The sequence below is a fragment of the Pantoea sp. X-Soil-ISGK-355 genome (genome assembly GCF_059730805.1).
Genome location: NZ_AP035971.1, coordinates 2,350,775 through 2,372,228, shown reverse-complemented (window position 1 = coordinate 2,372,228; position 21,454 = coordinate 2,350,775). Strand labels below are relative to the sequence as shown.

The 21,454-nt window shown below is 54.3% G+C and carries 18 protein-coding genes; 13 read left to right on the top strand and 5 right to left on the bottom strand.

Annotated features, from left to right (window positions below):
- Window positions 1–144 precede the first annotated feature (144 nt).
- The 5 genes from msrA to eptA form a co-directional block, all read right to left on the bottom strand.
- Window positions 145–678, bottom strand: coding sequence for a peptide-methionine (S)-S-oxide reductase MsrA (gene msrA, locus AC6I8J_RS11000; protein ID WP_497825355.1), 534 nt, complete (start codon window positions 676–678; stop codon window positions 145–147).
- A 59-nt stretch (window positions 679–737) separates the two neighbouring features.
- On the bottom strand, window positions 738–1,304 hold the full coding sequence (locus AC6I8J_RS10995) for a flavin reductase family protein (protein ID WP_202604897.1): 567 nt from the start codon (window positions 1,302–1,304) through the stop codon (window positions 738–740).
- A 308-nt stretch (window positions 1,305–1,612) separates the two neighbouring features.
- Entirely contained in the window at window positions 1,613–2,671 is a 1,059-nt protein-coding gene (gene pmrB, locus AC6I8J_RS10990; RefSeq protein ID WP_161733181.1) for a two-component system sensor histidine kinase PmrB, read from the bottom strand.
- On the bottom strand, window positions 2,668–3,348 hold the full coding sequence (pmrA, locus tag AC6I8J_RS10985; protein WP_161733179.1) for a two-component system response regulator PmrA: 681 nt from the start codon (window positions 3,346–3,348) through the stop codon (window positions 2,668–2,670). The genes pmrB and pmrA overlap by 4 nt, the downstream gene beginning before the upstream one ends.
- The gene (gene eptA / locus AC6I8J_RS10980; RefSeq protein ID WP_161733177.1) at window positions 3,348–4,976 is read right to left on the bottom strand and encodes a phosphoethanolamine transferase EptA; all 1,629 of its coding nucleotides are present in this window, start codon (window positions 4,974–4,976) and stop codon (window positions 3,348–3,350) included. Before eptA ends, pmrA begins: the two co-directional genes overlap by 1 nt.
- A 453-nt stretch (window positions 4,977–5,429) precedes the next feature.
- Here eptA and otsB point away from each other — a divergent pair, with 453 nt between their 5' ends.
- The 13 genes from otsB to AC6I8J_RS10915 all read left to right on the top strand — a co-directional run bounded on the left by otsB (window position 5,430) and on the right by AC6I8J_RS10915 (window position 21,448).
- Window positions 5,430–6,218 (top strand): trehalose-phosphatase, encoded by a 789-nt coding sequence (otsB, locus tag AC6I8J_RS10975; RefSeq protein WP_161733175.1) that lies wholly within the window; start codon window positions 5,430–5,432, stop codon window positions 6,216–6,218.
- Window positions 6,215–7,651 carry an alpha,alpha-trehalose-phosphate synthase gene (gene otsA / locus AC6I8J_RS10970; protein WP_161733173.1) on the top strand — a complete coding sequence of 479 codons (1,437 nt, stop codon included), beginning with the start codon at window positions 6,215–6,217 and terminating at the stop codon, window positions 7,649–7,651. Before otsB ends, otsA begins: the two co-directional genes overlap by 4 nt.
- A gap of 1,018 nt (window positions 7,652–8,669) precedes the next feature.
- Window positions 8,670–9,023: a flagellar transcriptional regulator FlhD gene (flhD, locus tag AC6I8J_RS10965; protein ID WP_161733171.1), complete on the top strand. Its 354-nt coding sequence runs from the start codon at window positions 8,670–8,672 to the stop codon at window positions 9,021–9,023.
- The gene (flhC, locus tag AC6I8J_RS10960; RefSeq protein WP_033732951.1) at window positions 9,020–9,598 is read left to right on the top strand and encodes a flagellar transcriptional regulator FlhC; all 579 of its coding nucleotides are present in this window, start codon (window positions 9,020–9,022) and stop codon (window positions 9,596–9,598) included. The genes flhD and flhC overlap by 4 nt, the downstream gene beginning before the upstream one ends.
- A gap of 133 nt (window positions 9,599–9,731) precedes the next feature.
- Window positions 9,732–10,619 (top strand): flagellar motor stator protein MotA, encoded by an 888-nt coding sequence (motA, locus tag AC6I8J_RS10955; RefSeq protein WP_161733169.1) that lies wholly within the window; start codon window positions 9,732–9,734, stop codon window positions 10,617–10,619.
- Entirely contained in the window at window positions 10,616–11,557 is a 942-nt protein-coding gene (motB, locus tag AC6I8J_RS10950) for a flagellar motor protein MotB (RefSeq protein ID WP_161733167.1), read from the top strand. The genes motA and motB overlap by 4 nt, the downstream gene beginning before the upstream one ends.
- An 11-nt stretch (window positions 11,558–11,568) precedes the next feature.
- Window positions 11,569–13,551 (top strand): chemotaxis protein CheA, encoded by a 1,983-nt coding sequence (gene cheA, locus AC6I8J_RS10945; RefSeq protein ID WP_202604904.1) that lies wholly within the window; start codon window positions 11,569–11,571, stop codon window positions 13,549–13,551.
- Window positions 13,552–13,574: 23 nt separating this feature from the next.
- On the top strand, window positions 13,575–14,072 hold the full coding sequence (cheW, locus tag AC6I8J_RS10940; protein ID WP_150015287.1) for a chemotaxis protein CheW: 498 nt from the start codon (window positions 13,575–13,577) through the stop codon (window positions 14,070–14,072).
- 165 nt (window positions 14,073–14,237) lie between these two features.
- Window positions 14,238–15,908 carry a methyl-accepting chemotaxis protein gene (locus AC6I8J_RS10935; protein ID WP_497825354.1) on the top strand — a complete coding sequence of 557 codons (1,671 nt, stop codon included), beginning with the start codon at window positions 14,238–14,240 and terminating at the stop codon, window positions 15,906–15,908.
- 193 nt (window positions 15,909–16,101) lie between these two features.
- The gene (locus AC6I8J_RS10930; RefSeq protein ID WP_222925364.1) at window positions 16,102–17,664 is read left to right on the top strand and encodes a methyl-accepting chemotaxis protein; all 1,563 of its coding nucleotides are present in this window, start codon (window positions 16,102–16,104) and stop codon (window positions 17,662–17,664) included.
- A 105-nt stretch (window positions 17,665–17,769) separates the two neighbouring features.
- Window positions 17,770–19,446 carry a methyl-accepting chemotaxis protein gene (locus AC6I8J_RS10925; RefSeq protein WP_222925365.1) on the top strand — a complete coding sequence of 559 codons (1,677 nt, stop codon included), beginning with the start codon at window positions 17,770–17,772 and terminating at the stop codon, window positions 19,444–19,446.
- Window positions 19,447–19,526: 80 nt separating this feature from the next.
- The gene (gene cheR / locus AC6I8J_RS10920) at window positions 19,527–20,399 is read left to right on the top strand and encodes a protein-glutamate O-methyltransferase CheR (protein WP_161733157.1); all 873 of its coding nucleotides are present in this window, start codon (window positions 19,527–19,529) and stop codon (window positions 20,397–20,399) included.
- Complete coding sequence (locus AC6I8J_RS10915) at window positions 20,399–21,448, top strand: protein-glutamate methylesterase/protein-glutamine glutaminase (RefSeq protein ID WP_150015331.1); 1,050 nt, start codon at window positions 20,399–20,401, stop codon at window positions 21,446–21,448. Before cheR ends, AC6I8J_RS10915 begins: the two co-directional genes overlap by 1 nt.
- The last annotated feature ends 6 nt before the right edge of the window (window positions 21,449–21,454 follow it).

The following is a 21,454-nucleotide window of genomic DNA, read 5'->3' as shown; positions in this document are numbered from 1 at the left end:
CTTAAAACCGGCCGTTTATGCGCCATATTCCACAGTAACAAAGAAGCAGACCGGGTCATTTTCAGGGCTGCGTTACGACTGAAATAACCCGGTGCGGCGTCCGGGCCTGTATCCCAGCCGGGCGCCGCACCGTCAGACGCTAAATCAGCTCTTCACCCGATTAGCGAAGCTCTTGCGCAGCTTCTGCAGTTTCGGTGGGATCACGGCCATGCAGTAGCCGTTGCGCTGGCCCGCGCCTTCCCAGTAATCCTGATGATAAGCCTCGGCGGGATACCACTCTTTCAGCGGCTCAATCGTGGTGACCACGGGCACATCATGGTCGGCCTGGGCGCGTTCAATGGCGGCACGCGCTTCTGCTTCCTGTTCTGCATTCGCCGGGAAAATGGCGGAGCGATACTGGGTGCCGATATCATTGCCCTGACGGTTAAGCTGGGTCGGATCATGCGTGACAAAGCTGATATCCAGCAGATCGCCGTAGGTTACCTGCTCCGGATCAAAGCCAATGCGGATCGCTTCTGCATGACCGGTTGCACCGCTGCAGACCTGCCCATAGGTCGGATTAGGACGGGCTCCGCCGGTATAGCCGCTTTCAACCGACTCTACGCCGATCACGTCCTTAAATACCGCTTCGGTACACCAGAAACAGCCGCCAGCGATAACTGCGTATTCGATTGCCATAATAATTTACTCCTGTCAGGTCGAAAGAGGTGAATGGGGGCGCAGCAGAGCGCTTTCAACTAGATGAGCATCTCCGGTTTAAAATCTCCGCTTTTATCCAGCATTTTGTCGCCCATCACGCTGAAGCGGCCTTCACCGGTATAGTGCAGGGTAGCGGGATATTCGGGCTCCCCGACGACATGCGCTTTGACGATCTCAAAAATAAACAGGTTGTAGCGGGCGACCATAGAATCGTCATAAAGCTGACATTCAAAGCTGGCAAAACATTCGGCAATCATTGGCGCAACCACTACCTGAGCCGGTTCCGGCGTCAGGCCAAACGCCTCAAACTTATCAATACTGTCACCGTGGCTGTTGCCGACAGCCACCACTTCATTAATCAGCGAGGCAGAAGGGATATTCAGCACGCACTGACCGCTGTTGCGGATCAGCTCGTGGCTGTGATTCATGCCGGCAATCATGCAGCCGACCAGTGACGGAGAGAACTCCAGCACCGTGTGCCAGCCGAGCGTCATAATGTCATGCTGATCCTGATACTGCGAACTGAGCAGCAATACCGGTCCGGGCTCAAGATATTTACGGGCTTTGCTGACCGGAAAAGCATATTTGTGCATGCGTTGGCTCATGGCGTAGCTCCTTTAACGGAATGGTGCCATTAAGTGTAGAGCACCCTGCGGGTGCGGCAGGAAGGTTAGCGGGCATAAAGGGGGCCATGGGAGAAACAGGACAGAGCAGACATTTTCACCGATCGTCTCGCGAGCTTAAGGTTTCCTTAATATGCAGGCGCGATACTGCCTGCTTTAACGGAGGAGAATACTATGAAAACTGCCCCTGCTACCCTGGCTGTCACTCCGACACGTCCGATGAGCGAATATACGGCTCTGCTGATTGCCGCAGCAACGGTTGTACTGTTCCTGTTTGCCTGGTTTACCGCTTAAAACTTAATGACGGCCCGGCAACCGCTCCGGTCGCGACGGTTCTCTAAGAAAAACTGAAAACGGTGTAACTGGACGATGCGGCTGACAATGCTCAGCCCGAGTCCGATACCGCCATAGCGACTGTCCATCCGGATAAACGCTTTACTCAGCTCACCACTTTTACTTTCATCAATTCCCGGTCCCTCATCTTCCACCACCATCATGGGCTGTGGCACAGACAGCAGCTGCACGCTGATAGTACTGTTATCCGGGCTGTAGCGATGGGCGTTCTCCACCAGGTTACGCAGCAGCATCTTCAGCAGGGTGGCATCACCACGCACAAACTGCGCCTGCGGCAGATCCAGAACCAGCGTCTGCTGATGCGCCTCCAGCATGATACTCAGCTCCGCTTCCATCGGCAGGATCACATCTTCGATCAGCCCGACGTTCTGATAGGTGCCTGAGGTAAATGACTGTCCGGCGCGCGCCAGATTCAGCAGCTGCGATACGCTGTGGGTCATCTGATCCAGGCGTTGCACCAGCGGCTGAACTTTGACATCGCTGTTGCGTTCGATTAACTCCAGGTGGAGCCGTAATCCCGCCAGCGGCGTGCGCAACTCATGCGCCACGTCGGCGGTAAACAATCTTTCGCGCTCCAGACTGCTGTTGAGGCGGGCGACCAGCTGGTTTATCGCCTGAGTTACCGCATCGATCTCATGAACCTGACTGTGACAGGTGACGGGATCGAGATTCTCTTCGCTGCGGCTTTCCAGTTCCCGCTGCAGCTGATACAGCGGTCGGGTGACCCATTTCACCGCCTGATAGCAAAGCAGCAGCGTCAGCGTAATCATCACCAGGCTCGGCACCGCCAGGCTGGCCACTGCTTCGTGGATTTCACGCTTCACGTGGCTGTCCATGTTGCGCTTCTGCAACTGCGCTTCCACCAGAAACTGAATCTGCTCTTTACTCTCATGCCACAGCCAGACCACGCTGATCACCTGGAATACCAGCAGGATCAGACCAATAGTCAGGATCAGGCGAAAGCGCATACTGCGGTGATCGAAACGTTTTATCATGTGGCCTCGCGAACGCCATCCTGCGTCACCAGCGCATAACCAAATCCGCGCACGGTACGAATGGCGCTTTTGCCAATTTTGTCGCGCAGATTATGGATATGCACTTCCAGCGTATTAGTAGAAGGCTCGGTCTCCCAGTTATAGATGTCCTGGTAGAGAATTTCACGGTGAACCGGATTGCCGGCCTTCAGCATCAGTCGTGACAGAATCGCAAACTCTTTGGGCGTCAGATCCAGCAGCATATCGCCGAGGGTGATCTGACGATGGGTCATATCCAGCGCCAGCGAGCCGACTCTCACCTGGCTGTCGCCCTGATTGACGTGACGGCGAATCAGGGCGCGGATGCGCGCCAGCAGCTCATCCAGCGAAAACGGTTTAATCAGATAGTCATCAGCACCCGCGTCGAGCCCGGCAATGCGCTCGCTGATGGTGTCGCGCGCGGTCAGGATCAGCACCGGTGTCATCTTCTTCTGCCGCCGCAGGCGTATCAGGAAGTGCAATCCATCTTCATCCGGCAAGCCCAGGTCCAGCACCACCAGACTATAGAGACCGCTGGCGAAATGCGCTTCTGCATCGCGTACCCGTTTCACGCCATCGCAGACATAGCCTTCGCCCTCCAGCGCCAGCATAAGGCCCTGCAGCAGCAGAGCATCATCTTCAACAATCAGTATCTTCATTAAGGTTGGCTCCGACACGGCGTCAAAATATCATCCGCAGGCACATATTCGTGGGTCGCGGTGCCGGTTAATCCCAGCATGGTTGAAAAGAGATTATCCTGTGAAAAATCATCTGTCGCCGCCCGTTTATTCAGACAGCCGCGATTAACCGCATAACGTTTCTGATAATCATCAGAGAGCCAGATCAGCATCGGCACATGTTTCTGCGTATCCGGGGCAATAGCATAGGGCAGACCATGCAGGTAAGCCCCATTTTCACCCAGCGATTCACCATGATCAGAAAGATAGACCAGGCTGGTGGTGAAGCGATCCTGATGCGCGCGCAGGACATTGATGGCCTTATCGACAATATGATCCACATTGACCAGCGTGTTGTCATAGGTGTTGATCAGCTGTTGTTGCGAACAGTCCTGAATCTGATTAGTGTCACAGGTCGGTTCAAACTGACGGAACTGTGGGGGATAGCGATGGCTGTAGGTCGGGCCATGACTGCCAATGGTGTGCAGGACAATGACCCCGTTACCTTTCAGCTGGCTGATGTAGTCGTCCAGACCGTGGAACAGCACGTCGTCATAACATTCACCATTAATACACATGCCGGGCAGGTTCAGGCTGGTCATGTCCTGATGCGGCACCCGGTCACAGGCACCTTTGCAGCCACCATCATTTTCATTCCATAACACGCTGATGCCGGCGCGCTGAATAATATCCAGCAGTCCCTCCTGATGGGCAGCCAGCACATCATCATAATGCGCGCGCGGCATGTTGGAGAACATACAGGGCACAGAAACCGCCGTCGCCGTGCCGCACGAGGTCGTGTGCGGGAAGTAGATCACATCGTCTTTCGCCAGTAGAGGATTGGTCAGACGACGGTAACCGCCCAGCGAGAAGTTTTGCGCGCGCGACGTCTCTCCCAGCACCAGAATGGTCAGATTCGGCTTACCGCTGCTGCGGCTGGGCTGCAGATGGGCATCTTCACCAATGCGTACCAGCGGCACATTCTGCAACTGCTCATGCTTATACCAGGAGAGCGTTGCCGCAATGCTGTTAGAAGGGCTGAGCGCTTTAACCAGCTCGCGGTTATTGCGAAACAGCGAAGCGTAATCTTTATAGAAGAGCAGGGCAACCAGCACGATCAGCGCGGCGGAAAGCAGCACGCTGAGCAGTCGCGCCAGCACGCCACGCCACTGCTGCCGTTTTATGCGCGGCCAGAAAACCAGTAACGCCATCAGCACGCCCGAGGTGAGCAGGGTGAAGAGCAGCTGCGGCGTAATCAGCGCAAAGGATTCGGAAGCTGTGGTATCCATCATGTTGGTGATCATTGAGCGATCGACCACGATGTTATAAGTCTGAATAAAAAACTGTGCCGACGCAGAGAGCAGAATAAACAGTGCGGCCAGCAGCCGATCCAGCCAGACAAATGAGGCCAGCGTAATCACGATGTTAATCACGCTAAAGGCAACGAATGGCATTGATAAAAACACCAGCGTGGTATGCAGGTTGTTCAGCGGCATTACCGCCAGCACCTGACGGTAATAAGCAATATTAAGGAAAACCGCGATATAAACCGCAGCCAGGATCAGCAAGCTTAGGCGGCTAATTAGCGGCCTCTTCAGGGTAAACACCATGTGAGCAGGAACCAGAGTAATAAAAGTGTCACGAGATTGCGCTTTCTATATTAGGAATACCTTAAGAAACTTAAGCTTTGAAGAATGTCATTTGTTCCGGGTGAGTAACCAGCATCACTCCAGCCTGATGCGGACCGATACCGCTACGATTATTAAAAAAGGAACAGATGTGAATGGCGCTTTTCTGCTGACTTAACCGCAGCGGCTGGCATGAAAAGTGCATATTTCTGGCATAACCCCTGTTAATGACTACACTTATTGTGAAGATGTTCTCAGTTAGCCAGTATTGTCAGCAATGCGCTTGCAAGTTTGAGGAGAGTGACCTATCCAATCACCGCGTTTTACCCCTCAATCACCGCTTTATCAGAATTTCCCGCTTGCTGACCTGACTGCGTCAGGACATTCTTGTTTTAACTCAATGTTTTATTAAATTTGATTTTCAGGAGAAGTAACGTGACCCAAGCGGCAGACACCTATGCCAGGTACCCGACATTAAGCAGCGGGCAGTACGCCTTCTTTTTTGATGTCGACGGCACGCTGGCAGCGATACAGTCCCGTCCCGAAGCGGTATTTATTCCTGAGCAGGTCATCGCACAACTTCAACAGCTCTCTGCGCTTTCTCAGGGCGCACTGGCGCTGGTCTCCGGCAGACCCATCGAACAACTGGATGCGCTGGCTGCGCCGTGGCACGGCCCGGCGGCGGGCGTGCATGGTGCTGAGCGTCGTGATGCAGAGGGTAATGTGCAGCGCATCAGCCTGCCTGTTGAGGTTGAACAAAATCTCAGGAAGGAATTGCAGGATGCGATGGCTTGCTGGCCTGGCACTCAGCTTGAGGTGAAAGGCATGGCCTTTGCACTTCATTACCGCCAGGCGATGCAGCATGAGCAGGATGTGTTGCGACTGGCTGAACAGTCAGTGAAGCGTTTCCCGGGACTGGCGCTTCAGCCAGGGAAATGTGTCGTTGAGATTAAACCTGCAGGCATCGATAAAGGCGCGGCAATCAGCGACTTTATGCAGCAGCCCCCTTTTGCCGGGCGTACGCCAGTCTTTATTGGCGACGATCTGACGGATGAGAAGGGCTTTCTGGCCGTTAATGAACGACAGGGCGTCTCAGTTAAAGTCGGCGAAGGGGCAAGCCAGGCCAATTATCGACTCAACGATGTCGATGACGTTTACGGCTGGCTGGAAAAAACATTATTACTATTAGATCAAGACAACGTCGGTAAGGAGTTTAGGTTATGAGTCGTTTAGTGGTTGTATCTAACCGTGTCGCCATGCCAGATGGGTCTAAAACCAGCGCTGGTGGCCTGGCCGTCGGCATTCTCGATGCATTGAAAAGCACCGGTGGAATGTGGTTTGGCTGGAACGGTGAAATCAGCGAGTTCACAGGCGAAGACGTTGAAGACGTTAAGGTTCAGGAGCATGAGGGTATCGAGTATGCCTCGTTCCCGCTGAGTCAGAACGATTACGATCTCTATTATTGCCAGTTCTCTAATACAGTTATCTGGCCCGCCTTCCATTACCGCCTCGACCTGGTAAAGTTCCAGCGTGAAGCGTGGGAAGGGTATTGCGACGTCAATGATTCGGTGGCGCAGCGTTTAAAACCGCTGATCAAGCCTGATGATATTGTCTGGATCCACGATTATCACTTTTTACCTTTTGCCGCCGCACTGCGTCGGGCCGGTATTAATAACCGCATCGGTTTCTTCCTGCATATTCCATTCCCGACGCCTGAAATCTTCAACGCATTGCCTCCGCACAAAGAGCTGCTGGAAATGCTGTGTGAATATGACCTGCTGGGCTTCCAGACTGAATCCGATCGGGTGGCGTTCCTGGACAGCGTCAGTCAGCTTACGCAGCTACAGAATAAAGGCGACAAAAAGCATCGCGCGTTTGGCAACACCTTTATGACTGAGGTTTATCCCATCGGGATTGAGCCAGACAGTATTAAAGAGATGGCAGAAGGGCCGCTACCGCCAAAAATGGCGGCTATGAAGAAAGAGCTGGGCGATGCACGCAACATTATTGCCTGTGAACGTCTCGACTATTCCAAAGGTCTGCCTGAGCGTTTTCTTGCTTATGAAGCGCTGCTGGAGAACTTCCCGGAGCATCGCGGTAAGATCCGCTATTCGCAGATCGCACCCACCTCACGTGGCGATGTGCAGGCCTATCAGGACATCCGTCATCAGCTGGAGACTGAAGCAGGGCGCATCAACGGTAAGTACGGTACGCTGGGCTGGACCCCGCTCTACTATCTCAACCAGCATTTCGACCGTCGTCTGCTGATGAAGATCTTCCGGCTGACCGATGTGGGGCTGGTGACGCCGCTGCGTGACGGCATGAACCTGGTCGCGAAAGAGTATGTCGCAGCGCAAGACCCGGACGATCCGGGTGTACTGGTGTTGTCGCGCTTTGCCGGCGCCGCCAACGAACTGACCTCAGCGCTGATAGTGAACCCGTATGACCGCGATGAAGTGGCCGCTGCGCTGGATAAGGCGATTACCATGCCGCGTACCGAAAGGATTTCACGCTACAACGATATGATGGCGGTACTGCGCAAAAACGACATTACCGCCTGGCGTGAGAGCTTCCTGAAGGACCTTGAGCGCATTGACCCACGCAGTGTTGACCACAGTACCGTTAATAAGGTGGCGACCTTCCCGAAACTCGCCTGACCTGAGCCTTTAGGGCAATAATGGAAGCAGCGATACTATGACGGTATCGCTGCTTTTTTTTAAGCCCAGCTCACAGAAAACTCGCCCGCTATCTGTTAACGACTCTGCGTTGCGATTTTGTGCCGATGACCTCAGTAGCGGCTGAGTGTGGCCGGATCTATGCAATGACCCCCGAAAACCCTGTCATACCACTGCCTGCCGCTTTCTTTAGCTACTTTGCTAAAGTTCTTCTTCAGACTGCCGATAGTGATAGTGCCAACGCATAACCTGCCGTTAATTCATTCGTCTTTCTTATGTAACCCCTTGTTACATTGGGTTTCGGAGCCTGAACGTCCCGCTGTCGCTGTTAACACCAGGTTGCCAGAATCCCCCCTTACTGCCGTAGAAACCTTAACGATTTCATTACTCACACCCTGCGACACTCCCCTTAAGTAACTAATTTAACAGCAAATAACGTCCCACCTTACCAGCATAATATTCTGATAACCTTCGTTTAGGTGGTTCTAAATAGGGTGTTAAAACGATTAACACCCGATAATCATTCCGGACTGCGCAAAGCGACGAATAGCGATGCTTTTACCCCCTATTAAACCTTTCTCAGGACGAATTGGACTTAAAAACACACTTTTTTGTTCAAAAAACGACCAGTCAGTAAGCAATCGTAAAGGATTGCTGAAGAAATTTGCGTTAAAAGTGTGATCTGCGTCACACTTTATCTAAAATTTCATCCGGCTGTCGTTGTATGTCGAAATCAGACGATATAGATTTGCGTTGTTTTCGGAATAGTCCTAAAAAATGTAAGAAGACGTCACGGAAGATGTCCGGAACTTGAAAATAGAATGGCATGGATTTTCGACCTTCAGTGGGTCTGAAACCCGCGAAAATAGAAGGCGAAAAACAGTGACATTAAAATTATGTGAAGTTTTTTTTGCCATCTTTTGATTTAACAAACAGCAGCTCGAACCGCAGATTTTAATCTGCGATACAGTTACGTCGCATCTCTCAGGATGGAAAAATAATGGGCAACTCTGAAGTACTGAAACATATTTATGATCTCAACTTGTCTTATTTACTGCTCGCGCAGCGTTTAATTAACCAGGATAAAGCTTCTGCAATGTTTCGCCTCGGCATTGACGAGAAGATGGCGAACGCATTATCTGAATTAACATTGCCTGAGATGGTGAAAATGGCGGAAACCAATCAGCTGGTTTGCCACTTCCGTTTTACCGATAGCAGCACTATTAATCGCCTGACGCAGGAATCACGCGTGGATGATTTACAACAAATCCACACCGGAATTTTATTATCGAGCCGTTTACTGCGTAATGCGTCTAAAGATGAAGCGCCTGCTAAAAAGAGAGCAATGTCATGAGTGAGAAAAGTATCGTTCAGGAAGCACGTGATATTCAGCTCGCTATGGAGCTCATCACTTTAGGTGCGCGCTTACAGATGTTAGAGAGTGAAACTCAGCTGAGCCGTGGTCGTCTGATCAAGCTCTATAAAGAATTACGTGGCAGTCCGCCGCCAAAAGGCATGCTGCCGTTCTCCACGGACTGGTTTATGACATGGGAGCAGAACATACATGCTTCTATGTTCTGTAACGCCTGGAAATTTTTACTGAAAACTGGCCTGTGCAGCGGTGTAGATGCCGTAATCAAAGCCTACCGCCTGTATCTTGAACAGTGTCCTCAATCGGACGAGGGCCCGCTGTTGGCGCTGACTCGTGCCTGGACCCTGGTCCGATTCGTTGATAGCGGTATGCTGGAACTGGCGGATTGCAAATGCTGCAACGGCAGCTTTATTAATCATGCGCATCAGCCGGTTGGGAGCTTTACCTGCAGCCTGTGCCAGCCGCCATCACGTGCCGTAAAAAGACGTAAACTTTCTGCAGAACCTGCCGATATGTTTCCACAACTGCTGGATGAACAGGTTAAACACGCCGTTTAAGTTTGTTCGCATTGTGGAAGCCATCCAGCAGCGGTTAATACCGCTGCTTTTTTTTTGCTTGCGGTTCAGGAATAACACCTGCTGCTCTCTGGCTAAATTTCCACCAACACGTTACGGACGTAAGGATTTTTTTGTGCTGATAATTATAGGTTACCTGATTGTTTTAGGCTCCGTGTTGGGCGGATATGCGCTGGTAGGTGGCCATCTGGGCGCGCTTTATCAGCCAGCCGAATTATTAATGATCGGCGGTGCCGGTGCCGGTGCTTTTTTAGTCGGTAACAATGGCAAGTCGATTAAAAAAACGCTGAAGGCGCTGCCAAAGTTATTTCGCGGCTCCAAATACAACAAAGCCGTTTACATGGATTTGATGGCGCTGCTTTATCGCCTGATGGCGAAGTCGCGTCAGCAGGGGATGTTATCGCTGGAACGCGATATTGAAGATCCCAGTCAGAGTGAAATTTTTGCTAATTATCCCCGCATCCTTGCCGATAAACAGTTAGTAGATTTTATTACTGACTATTTGCGCCTGATGGTCAGCGGCAACATGAACGCCTTTGAAATCGAAGCGTTGATGGATGAAGAGATTGAGACTTACGAACACGAGTGTGACGTACCAGCGCAAAGTATTTCTGCAGTAGGCGATGGTCTTCCGGCATTCGGTATCGTCGCCGCGGTAATGGGCGTGGTCCATGCGCTGGCTTCAGCCGACCGTCCGGCTGCTGAACTCGGTGCGCTGGTGGCCCATGCGATGGTGGGAACCTTCCTTGGCATTTTACTGGCCTACGGATTCGTTTCTCCACTGGCGTCAGTACTGCGTCAGAAATGTGCAGAAACCACCAAGATGATGCAGTGCATCAAGGTGACATTGCTGTCGAGCCTGAACGGATATGCGCCGCAGATTGCAGTGGAGTTTGGTCGTAAGACGCTCTACTCCGCCGAGCGCCCATCGTTCAGCGAACTGGAAGAGCATGTACGTAACGCTAAGAACCCGGCTAAACAGACTTCAGACGAGGCTTCATGAAACACGGCAATCGCCCAATTGTGCTGATCAAAAAGCGCAAACATAAAGGCCATGAAGGCAGCCACGGATCGTGGAAGATTGCCTACGCCGACTTTATGACGGCGATGATGGCCTTTTTTATGGTGATGTGGCTGCTGTCGATCGCCAACCCGCAGGAGCTGGTGCAGATTGCGGACTACTTCAAAACGCCGCTTAAAGTCGCAATTACCGGCGGCGCGCGCAGCAGCGACAGCGATAGCCCGATCCCTGGCGGCGGTGACGATCCGACCAAAAAGATTGGCGAAGTGAACAAAGTCGTCGATATGGACGCCCAGAAACGCAAGCTGGATGAGATTCGCCTTAACCGGCTGCGTGAAAAGCTCGACCAGATGATTGAAGCGGATCCGCGTCTGAAAGCGCTGCGGCCGCATCTGATCATCAACATGGTGGAAGAGGGGCTGCGTATTCAGATTATCGACAGCCAGAATCGCCCGATGTTTAAAACCGGTCGGGCGGAGGTGGAGCCGTATATGCGCGATATTCTGCGTGCCATCGCGCCGATCCTTAACGATATTCCGAACCGCATCAGCCTGGCCGGACATACCGATGATTTTCAGTATGCCAGCGGTGACAAGGGCTACAGCAACTGGGAACTCTCTACCGACCGCGCTAACGCTTCACGCCGGGAACTGGTGATGGGCGGCCTGGATAGCGGCAAAGTTTTACGGGTGTTAGGTATGGCCGACACCATGCGCCTGAAAAATCGTGGCGGTAACGACGCAGTTAATCGCCGCATCAGCCTGCTGGTGTTGAACCACGACACCGAAGCAGCAATAGAAAAAGAGAACGCAGAAAGTGATGCCGTCCAGATCAGCGATCCGGCGGCCATTGAACAGATTACCGCACCTGCAACACCAGGCAGCGCGGTGAATACAGCAGCCCCCTCACAGCCGAGGTGATTCCCGTGAGTATGGACATCAGCGATTTTTACCAGACGTTTTTTGATGAAGCCGATGAGCTGTTAGCGGATATGGAACAACACCTGTTGGGCCTGGACCCGCAGGAGCCAGATTCGGAACAGCTTAACGCCATCTTCCGTGCCGCTCACTCCATTAAGGGTGGGGCCGGAACCTTTGGTTTTACGGTATTACAGGAAACGACTCATATCCTGGAAAACATTCTGGATGGTGCTCGTCGCGGCGAGATGCAGCTCAGCACCGACATCATCAACCTGTTTTTGGAAACCAAAGATATTATGCAGGAACAGCTCGATGCTTATAAAACCGCGCAGGAGCCTAACGCGGAGAGCTTCAAATATATCTGTGAAGCGCTGCGCCAGCTGGCGCTCGAGGCCAAAGGTCTGCCGGTTGATGTTCCGGCTACGGTAACCACTGCCAGCGCAGAACCCGCCAGCACCAGCGGCCTGCGGGTACAGCTGATCGACCTCAAAGAGAAAGAAGTCGACCTGATGCTGGAAGAGATGAGCAATCTCGGCACCCTGACCAATGTGCAGAAGGGCAGCACCACGCTGGACGTCTGCATTGATGGCGTCGGTAAAGATGACATCGTGGCGGTGCTTTGCTTCGTCATCGACGAAGCGCAGATCCGTTTCCCGGAGGCTGACGAAGCCGTTGCCGCGCCGGTTGCTGCTGTTGTAGCCGCCGCACCCGAGGCAGAAGAGGTTCACACCGCCAGCGTTACCGAACTGCCCGTGGCAGCGGTGAAGCGTGAAAGTAAGCGCGTCGCGGCACCGGCCAAGTCGAGCGAATCGACCAGCATCCGTGTTGCGGTAGAGAAGGTCGATCAGCTGATCAACCTGGTGGGTGAACTGGTCATTACCCAGTCAATGCTTGCCCAGCGTTCCGGTGAACTCGACCCGGTGGCGCACGGCGACCTGCTGAACAGCATGGGGCAGCTGGAACGTAACGCCCGCGACCTGCAGGAATCGGTGATGTCGATTCGTATGATGCCAATGGAATATGTCTTCAGCCGCTTCCCGCGTCTGGTGCGTGACCTGGCGAGCAAACTCGGCAAAGAGGTCGAACTGACCCTGCTGGGCAGTTCCACCGAACTCGATAAGAGCCTGATTGAGCGTATCATCGATCCATTAACGCACCTGGTGCGTAACAGTCTTGACCACGGTATCGAAACCCCCGAGAAACGTCTGGTGGCCGGTAAAGTGGCCACGGGTAACCTGACGCTTTCCGCGGAACACCAGGGCGGCAACATCTGTATCGAAGTGTCAGATGATGGTGCCGGCCTGAACCGTGAACGTATTCTGGCTAAAGCCCTGTCATCGGGCCTGCCGGTTCACGAGAACATGAGCGACGAAGAGGTCGGCATGCTGATCTTCGCACCGGGCTTCTCTACGGCGGAGCAGGTGACGGATGTTTCAGGACGCGGCGTCGGAATGGACGTGGTGAAACGAAATATTCAGGAGATGGGCGGTCACGTTGAAATCGCCTCGAAGCAGGGCAAAGGCACCACTATTCGTATCCTGCTGCCACTGACGCTGGCCATCCTTGATGGCATGTCTGTTCGCGTGGCTGATGAAGTCTTTATTCTGCCGCTGAATGCGGTGATGGAATCACTGCAACCGCGTGCCGAAGAGCTGAAACCGCTGGCGGGAGGCGAGTGCGTGCTGGAAGTGCGTGGTGAATATCTGCCACTGGTCGAGTTGTGGAACGTCTTTGATGTACAGGGTGCCAAAACCGAGGCCACGCAGGGCATCGTGGTGATCCTGCAGAGCGCGGGCAAACGTTACGCGCTGCTGGTCGATCAGCTGATTGGTCAGCATCAGGTGGTGGTGAAGAACCTGGAAAGTAACTATCGCAAAGTGCCGGGCATCTCCGCCGCGACCATTCTTGGCGATGGTAGCGTAGCGCTGATTGTTGATGTATCAGCACTGCAGTCACTTAACCGCGAAAAACGTGTGGCCGGCGCTGCCGCCTGACAGATAACGAAAGGGTAAATAACATGAATGGAATGGCAACCGTGACAAAAATTGCTGGCGAAACTGTGGGTCAGGAGTTTCTGGTCTTCACGCTGGGCGACGAAGAGTACGGCATCGATATCCTCAAAGTTCAGGAAATTCGCGGTTACGATCAGGTAACGCGTATTGCGAATACCCCTGAATTCATCCGCGGCGTCACGAACCTGCGCGGCGTAATCGTGCCGATTATCGATCTGCGCGTAAAGTTTGCGCAGCCTGACGTTGAGTACAATGACAACACCGTGGTCATCGTGCTGAATCTGGAAAATCGCGTGGTCGGTATCGTGGTCGATGGCGTTTCTGACGTGCTGTCACTGACCCAGGATCAGATCCGTCCTTCACCAGAGTTCGCGGTAACCATGTCTACCGAGTACCTGACTGGTCTGGGTGCGCTGGGCGAGCGCATGCTGATTCTGGTCGACATTGAGAAGCTGCTGAGCAGCGACGAGATGGCGCTGGTGGATAACCTGCGTACCGCGTAATTGCATCATCACGGGCTGGCTTCGGCTGGTCCGTGATAGTTACAATATGTAATGGTTTCGTTTGAATTCATATATTTAAAACCGCACTTCCCCCTAATTTCCTGCTGTCACCTGCCGATAATCTCACTGTCACTTTTAAATTACCTACATTTTTCAGGGTTACTCATGTTAACGAAAATCCGTGTGGTCACCAGCCTGCTACTGGTGTTGCTGGTGTTCGGGCTGTTACAGGCCTTCTCCGGTTCTGTTTTCTACTCCGCATTAAGCCACGACAAGCAAAGCTTTGCCGTATCGCAGCTGGCGATGCAAAACACCCAGGCGCTTAATGACGCCTATATGAGCCTTAACCAGAGTCGTGTGTTGCTGACCCGCATTCAGCTGCGTATCGCCACCAGTAAACTGGAAGGTAAAACGGCCGATATCGCCTCGCTGTTTGAGGACAGTCAGCGTTTCCAGCAGGCTGCAGCGGGTTTCTACAAGACGTTCAAAGAGACGCCAGATACCCCAGGGCAGGATGAGCAGCTTAACAATCAGCTTGACCAGCGCTTCAGTGATTATGCGGGCGCGCTGAACAGCCTGCAGAGTGCGCTGCAGGTCAATGATATGGCCGCAGCCGCAAAAGCCCCGGTGGCCCCGAGCCAGAGTGCGTTTCTGACGCTTTACCGCGAATGGCGCGCCGATCAGAGTCGCCTGACCACGCTGGGCGTGGCCGAGAACAGTAACGCTTACAGCCGTATGATGTGGATTCTTGCCGCCATTATGGTCGTTGTGATCGCCGTGATCGTGCTCTGCTGGTTTGGCCTGCGCAAAATCGTGATGACACCACTCAACAACAGCATTAATCACATTCAGCATATTGCCCAGGGCGATTTAACCCAGCCGATCGCGGTGGAAGGGCGTAACGAGATGACGCAACTCGCCGCCAGCCTGCATGAAATGCAGCAGTCGCTGGTCCGCACCGTGACCAATGTGCGTGACGGATCGGATGCGATTTTCACCGGTGCCAGTGAGATCTCTGCCGGAAACAATGATCTTTCCGCCCGCACCGAACAACAGGCGGCATCACTGGAGCAGACGGCGGCCAGTATGGAGCAGCTCACCGCCACCGTGAAACAGAACGCCGAGAACGCCCGCCAGGCGTCACAGCTGGCACTCAGCGCGTCCGAAACCGCAGAAAAAGGCGGTAATGTGGTGGCTGGCGTGGTGAAAACCATGAGCGAAATCGCCGGCAGTTCGAAGAAGATTGCTGACATCACCAGCGTGATTGATGGCATCGCGTTCCAGACGAATATTCTGGCGCTCAACGCCGCCGTTGAAGCGGCGCGTGCCGGTGAACAGGGGCGCGGTTTTGCGGTGGTCGCAGGCGAGGTGCGTAGTCTGGCGCAGCGCAGCGCCCAGGCCGCCAAAGAGATCAAAGGACTGATCGACGATTCAGTCAACCGCGTCAGCGTGGGTTCGCAACTGGTCGGTACCGCCGGGGAAACCATGAGCGATATCGTCAGTGCGGTCACGCGCGTCACCGATATCATGGGCGAAATCGCCTCGGCGTCGGATGAGCAGAGTCGCGGTATCGATCAGGTCGGGCAGGCCGTCACCGAGATGGATCGCGTCACCCAGCAGAACGCCTCGCTGGTGGAAGAGTCCGCGGCAGCGGCCGCTTCGCTGGAAGATCAGGCCAGCCGGTTAAGCCAGTCAGTCTCGGTCTTTAAAATCAAACGTGAAGCCAGGCAGACGCTGACAAAGCATTTGCCGATTGCCGCGCCCGCCACGGCGCCGCTGGCACCGCGCAAAGCCCTGACGGCCCCGGTCAGTGATACGCACTGGGAAACCTTCTGATGTAAAGCTGCGCATCCTGTGGGATGCGCAGCCACCCCCTTTATTCCTCTGCTTAAAGCCAAACTCAGCAGCTCCTGCTAATAAAATTAATTACAAAAGCCACTTCTCTTCTGAAAGCGCTGAAAAGCGTTAATTAATCCTATAAACACGCCGATATAGCCGCTGCACCTAAATTAACCTGCAGGGGAACGAGATGTTAAAAAAAATAAAAGTGGTGACCAGTTTAATCGCAGTCCTGGTTATCTTTGGCGCGCTCCAGTTAGTGGCTGGCAGCCTTTTCTGGTCAGCGCTTAATAAAGACAAAGAGTCCTTTGCACTGTCACAGGTCTCTAACCGCAATGTCACCGAGATGACAGACGCTTATATTTCATTAAATAACAGCCGTACCACGCTGAACCGCGGCATGCTGCGCTTACAGACCAGCATGGCATCGCAGATGAACGGCGGTCAGCTTGATGAGCTGATCACCAAAGCCAATAAGCAGCTGGCGGAAGCCGATCGCCACTTTAAAATTTATTACCATCTGCCAACTACGCCGGGCCTTGATGAAACCATGGGCGACAAGCTGGAAGCCGATTACGCTAATTACGAAAACGGCCTGAAAGCGATGGTGAAAAGTTTACAGGCGCGTGACCTGGAAGGAATGTTTAAACAGAATATTGAGCAGAAGCAGGTGGCGATGCAGGAGAGTTACAACCAATGGCGGGCGCGTCAGACCGAACTCTCCGATAAAGGTATGGAACAGAATCAGACAGCCTTTAAGCAGATGATGTGGCTGCTGGCTATCATTGGCGTTGCGGTGCTCGCGGTGATTATTACGTGCTGGTTTGGCCTGCGTCAGGTTCTGATTCAGCCGCTGCAACAGCTGCTGGCGCAGATTCGCGCTATCGCATCCGGCGATTTGACCCAGCCAATTGTGGTTGAAGGACGCAATGAGATGAGCCAGCTGGCGGCCGGCATCCAGGAGATGCAGCAATCGCTGGTGATGACGGTCGGTAATGTACGTGACGGATCTGACGCTATCTTTACCGGTGCCAGTGAAATCGCCGCCGGTAACAACGACCTGTCAGCCCGCACCGAAGAGCAGGCCGCCTCACTCGAGCAGACTGCAGCCAGCATGGAGCAGCTCACCGCCACGGTGAAGCAGAATGCTGACAACGCCCGTCAGGCCTCGCAGCTGGCGTTGACCGCCTCGGAAACCGCGCAGCAGGGCGGCAAAGTGGTGAACGGCGTGGTGACGACCATGAAAGAGATTGCGGGCAGCTCGAAGAAGATCGCAGACATCATCAGCGTGATCGACGGTATCGCCTTCCAGACCAACATCCTGGCGCTGAATGCCGCGGTTGAAGCGGCGCGTGCCGGGGAACAGGGGCGCGGTTTTGCGGTAGTGGCCGGTGAAGTGCGCAGCCTGGCACAGCGCAGTGCTCAGGCCGCTAAAGAGATCAAAGGCCTGATCGAGGACTCCGTGTCTCGCGTTAACAGCGGTTCACTGCAGGTTGAAAGCGCCGGCAGCACCATGAATGAGATTGTGGGTGCCGTGACCCGCGTAACCGATATCATGGGCGAGATCGCCTCTGCATCAGACGAGCAGAGCCGCGGTATTGAGCAGGTCGGTCTGGCCGTCACCGAAATGGATCGCGTGACCCAGCAGAACGCCTCGCTGGTGGAGGAGTCTGCCGCTGCCGCTGCCGCACTGGAGCAGCAGGCCAGCGTCCTCACCCAGGCTGTCTCGGTTTTCAAAATTTCCCGCGCCTGATTTTCTGCCTTTCAGCGTGGTGGCGGTTTAAAGCCGTTGCCACGCATAAAGTTCCCCCCGACGCCGCCGATAAATAAACACGAATCGCCAACCAATGAGGTGTTTATGTTTAGTCGAGTGCGCGTTGTTTCCGGCCTGCTGAGTGTGCTGGCGCTGTTTGCGCTGCTGCAGCTGTTTTCCGGCGGAATGTTTTTCAAAACTGTCAGTTCAGATAAAGAGAATTTTGCCTACAACCAGCGTCTGAATACGTTGCAACAGGCGATGGGCACCTCATGGGTTTCGCTGGTTCAGGCGCGCAATACCCTTAACCGCGCCGGTATCCGTTTTCTGCAGGATGCGCAGATGTCGGGATCGGGCGCCAGCGTAAAAGAGCTGGTCGCACTGGCGGGCGAGGAGCTGAAACAGGCTGAAGTCAACTATCAGATTTTCAACGATAACCTGTCAGAACAGGGCAAAACGGCTGAAAACGTTCTGGCGTTGCAGGCGAACTACAAGGCCTATCACGATGCGCTGGCAGAACTGATGGTGTTCTTCACCACCGGCAACTTCAAAGGCTTTGTGGATCAGCCAACGCAGAGTTTCCAGGACAAGTTCCAGAAAGATTACAGTGCCTGGCTTGAGAACAACAAAGCACTGTCACAGCAGGGTGTGGAAGCCAACCAGCAGGCTTACAGCCGCTCCATCACTATCGTCATCGCCACGCTGGCCGTGACGTTGCTGATGATTATCCTGGTGTGGAACGTCATGCGCTCGGTGCTGATCCGTCCTCTGCGTCAGAGCATTGAGCACATCCAGCACATCGCACGCGGCGATCTGACTCAGCCGGTTGAGATTACCGTACGCAACGAAATTGGTGAGTTACTGACGTCACTGCAGCATATGCAGCAGGAGCTGGCACGCACTGTCCGCACCGTCCGTGACGGCTCGGAAGCCATCTATACCGGTGCCAGCGAAATCTCCATCGGCAATAACGATCTCTCTTCGCGTACCGAACAGCAGGCCGCCTCGCTGGAGCAGACTGCTGCCAGCATGGAGCAGCTCACCGCGACCGTGAAGCAGAATGCCGAAAACGCCCGTCAGGCGTCGAAGCTGGCGCTGACCGCCTCTGAAACCGCACAGCAGGGCGGCAAAGTGGTGGATGGCGTGGTCACCACCATGAAAGAGATTGCGGGCAGCTCTAAGAAAATTGCCGATATCACCAGTGTGATCGACGGCATCGCCTTCCAGACCAACATCCTGGCACTGAATGCGGCGGTTGAAGCAGCCCGTGCCGGTGAGCAGGGCCGCGGCTTTGCCGTGGTGGCGGGTGAAGTACGCAGTCTGGCGCAGCGCAGCGCCCAGGCCGCCAAAGAGATTAAAGGTCTCATCGAAGATTCCGTTAGCCGCGTTAATACCGGCTCGGTGCTGGTAGAGAGCGCCGGTGACACCATGAGCAACATCGTCAGCGCGGTCACACGCGTCACTGACATCATGGGCGAGATCGCCTCTGCGTCAGACGAACAGAGCCGTGGCATTGACCAGGTGGGCCTTGCGGTGACCGAGATGGATCGCGTCACGCAGCAGAACGCCTCACTGGTTGAAGAGTCAGCGGCAGCAGCTGCAGCGCTCGAAGATCAGGCAAGTCACTTAAAACAAGCGGTATCAGTGTTCAATATTGGTAAAGAATTTGTCGCTCAGGCCGTTAACAAGACAACGGCGACAAAAACGCTCCAGTCAGATGCACCGTTAGCCGTTGGTCGTTCGTCTGCGGTACGCAGCGACGACAACTGGGAAACCTTTTAATCGCCCGTGGCCCGGCCGCCATTTAGCCGCCGGGCATCGCAGCAGAAAAATAATATATTCAGTTCGGGCCAGGTGCAGAGATGAAAAAATCGACAATTTTAGATCAAAGTGAGACGACAACGCTGCTGTCGCAGATGGTGCAGCGTTTACCGCTCTCCGATACGCATTTTCGTCGTATCAGCCAGCTGATCTATCAGCGTGCCGGTATCGTACTGGCCGATCACAAGCGTGAGATGGTCTACAACCGCCTGGTTCGTCGCCTGCGTACGCTGAATATCGATGATTTCGGTCGCTACCTGGCGCTGCTGGAGTCCGATCCGAACAGTGCCGAGTGGCAGGCGTTTATCAACGCCCTGACCACCAACCTGACCGCGTTCTTCCGCGAAGCGCATCACTTCCCGATTCTGGCGGAGCATGCACGTAAGCGCCAGGGCAATTTCAGCGTCTGGAGTACCGCGGCGTCAACCGGCGAAGAGCCTTATTCCATCGCGATGACACTGGCGGAAACGCTGGGTACCGGACCGGGCAAGTTCCAGGTTCATGCCAGCGATATTGACACCCAGGTACTGGAAAAAGCGGTATCGGGTGTTTATCGCCAGGAAGAGCTGCGCACGCTGTCACCCGCGCAAATGCAGCGCTTCTTCCTGCGCGGCACCGGTCCACACGCCGGAATGGTGCGGGCGCGTCCTGAGCTGACCAACCTCGTCACCTACGCACAGCTTAACCTGCTGGCCAACGACTGGGCGCTGCCGGGTCAGTTCGACGCAATTTTCTGTCGCAATGTGATGATCTATTTCGATAAAGAGACGCAGGAGAAGATTCTGCGTCGGTTTGTGCCGCTGCTGAAGCCGGGTGGCATCCTGTTCGCCGGACACTCAGAAAACTTTAGTCAGATCAGTAAAGAGTTCTGGCTGCGTGGACAAACCGTCTATGGACTGACGAAGGAAAGATGATGAGCAAAATCACCGTGATGTGCGTAGATGACTCTGCGCTGATGCGGCAGTTGATGACCGAGATCATCAACAGCCATCCGGATATGGAGATGGTCGCTACGGCGCCCGATCCGCTGGTCGCCCGCGATTTGATCAAGCAGTTCAATCCGCAGGTGCTGACGCTGGATGTGGAAATGCCGCGCATGGATGGCCTCGATTTCCTGGAAAAACTGATGCGGTTACGGCCAATGCCGGTGGTGATGGTTTCATCGCTGACCGGAAAAGGCTCCGAAATCACCCTGCGTGCGCTGGAACTGGGGGCGGTGGATTTCGTCACCAAACCCCAGCTCGGCATCCGCGAAGGCATGCTGGGCTACAGCCAGATGATTGGCGACAAAATCCGCGCGGCGGCCCGGGCCCGCCTGCACAACCGTGCAGCGATGCCGGTGCCCGCGACGCTGAAAGCGGGGCCACTGCTGAGTAGTGAGAAGCTGATTGCGATTGGCTCCTCTACCGGCGGCACCGAGGCGATTCGTCACGTGCTGCAGCCGTTACCGGCCACCAGTCCGGCGCTGCTGATTACCCAGCATATGCCGCCAGGCTTTACCCGCTCTTTTGCCGAACGTCTGAACAAGCTGTGTCAGATCACGGTGAAAGAGGCCGAAGACGGTGAGCGTATTCTGCCGGGGCACGCTTATATCGCGCCAGGCGCGATGCACATGGAGCTGGCCCGAAGTGGTGCCAACTATGTGGTGAAACTGAATGAAGGTCCACCGGTCAACCGGCACAAACCCTCAGTGGATGTGCTGTTTAAATCGGTGGCAACGTACGCCGGACGAAATGCGGTAGGGGTCATCCTTACCGGAATGGGCAATGATGGTGCCGCCGGGATGCTGGAAATGCATCGGGCAGGTGCCTGGACTATCGCCCAGAACGAAGCCAGCTGTGTGGTATTTGGCATGCCGCGTGAGGCCATCGCCACAGGCGGCGTGAGCGAAGTCGTGGATTTAAGCAACATCAGCCAGCACATGCTGGCGAAAATTAGCGCCGGACAGGCATTGCGTATTTAACAGGCC

Bases quoted from the DNA above. Each gene is read 5' to 3' on its own strand.
- msrA (WP_497825355.1), bottom strand. From the start codon at position 678: ATGGCAATCGAATACGCAGTTATCGCTGGCGGCTGTTTCTGGTGTACC.
- AC6I8J_RS10995 (WP_202604897.1), bottom strand. From the start codon at position 1,304: ATGAGCCAACGCATGCACAAATATGCTTTTCCGGTCAGCAAAGCCCGT.
- pmrB (WP_161733181.1), bottom strand. From the start codon at position 2,671: ATGATAAAACGTTTCGATCACCGCAGTATGCGCTTTCGCCTGATCCTG.
- pmrA (WP_161733179.1), bottom strand. From the start codon at position 3,348: ATGAAGATACTGATTGTTGAAGATGATGCTCTGCTGCTGCAGGGCCTT.
- eptA (WP_161733177.1), bottom strand. From the start codon at position 4,976: ATGGTGTTTACCCTGAAGAGGCCGCTAATTAGCCGCCTAAGCTTGCTG.
- otsA (WP_161733173.1), top strand. From the start codon at position 6,215: ATGAGTCGTTTAGTGGTTGTATCTAACCGTGTCGCCATGCCAGATGGG.
- flhD (WP_161733171.1), top strand. From the start codon at position 8,670: ATGGGCAACTCTGAAGTACTGAAACATATTTATGATCTCAACTTGTCT.
- flhC (WP_033732951.1), top strand. From the start codon at position 9,020: ATGAGTGAGAAAAGTATCGTTCAGGAAGCACGTGATATTCAGCTCGCT.
- motB (WP_161733167.1), top strand. From the start codon at position 10,616: ATGAAACACGGCAATCGCCCAATTGTGCTGATCAAAAAGCGCAAACAT.
- cheA (WP_202604904.1), top strand. From the start codon at position 11,569: ATGGACATCAGCGATTTTTACCAGACGTTTTTTGATGAAGCCGATGAG.
- cheW (WP_150015287.1), top strand. From the start codon at position 13,575: ATGAATGGAATGGCAACCGTGACAAAAATTGCTGGCGAAACTGTGGGT.
- AC6I8J_RS10935 (WP_497825354.1), top strand. From the start codon at position 14,238: ATGTTAACGAAAATCCGTGTGGTCACCAGCCTGCTACTGGTGTTGCTG.
- AC6I8J_RS10930 (WP_222925364.1), top strand. From the start codon at position 16,102: ATGTTAAAAAAAATAAAAGTGGTGACCAGTTTAATCGCAGTCCTGGTT.
- AC6I8J_RS10925 (WP_222925365.1), top strand. From the start codon at position 17,770: ATGTTTAGTCGAGTGCGCGTTGTTTCCGGCCTGCTGAGTGTGCTGGCG.
- cheR (WP_161733157.1), top strand. From the start codon at position 19,527: ATGAAAAAATCGACAATTTTAGATCAAAGTGAGACGACAACGCTGCTG.
- AC6I8J_RS10915 (WP_150015331.1), top strand. From the start codon at position 20,399: ATGAGCAAAATCACCGTGATGTGCGTAGATGACTCTGCGCTGATGCGG.